The following is a 356-nucleotide window of genomic DNA, read 5'->3' as shown; positions in this document are numbered from 1 at the left end:
CGCCATGTTCTCCGCCGCTGTGTCGGGTTCCAGCGCGCCCTCACGGCCACCGCGCGTGCTGCGCACGCTGCCGACAAGACATGCCCGAGGCGCCAAAGCCGGCTGCGGGGCCTGCTCGTTCGTCAAGACGCCGACGAACGACATCCTCTCGTGTTCACGTAGAGCGCATAGAGCGACCGGCTCGCCGCCATGAAAAGACGATTCCGCTTGGCGCCGCCGAAGCAGAGATTGGCGCAGCGCTCCGGCAGGCGAATGAAGGCAAGAGGCTTGCCCTCGGGGTTGAACACCATCACGCCGTCGAGGTCCTCGGATTTGCACGGCGCGGTGTGATTGATGTTGGCTCCCCCTCAACCTCG

General features: G+C 65.7%; 1 protein-coding gene. It reads right to left on the bottom strand.

Annotated features, from left to right (window positions below):
• Positions 1 to 122: 122 nt before the first annotated feature.
• Entirely contained in the window at positions 123 to 290 is a 168-nt protein-coding gene (locus tag RMT89_RS41700) for a hypothetical protein (protein WP_315888968.1), read from the bottom strand.
• Positions 291 to 356 lie beyond the last annotated feature (66 nt).

This window comes from Streptomyces sp. P17, from assembly GCF_032436805.1.
GTDB lineage: Bacteria > Actinomycetota > Actinomycetes > Streptomycetales > Streptomycetaceae > Streptomyces.
This window is presented reverse-complemented; position numbering and strand designations above follow the sequence as displayed.

Coding starts and splice junctions, on each gene's coding strand:
- RMT89_RS41700 (WP_315888968.1), bottom strand. CDS start 290: ATGGTGTTCAACCCCGAGGGCAAGCCTCTTGCCTTCATTCGCCTGCCG.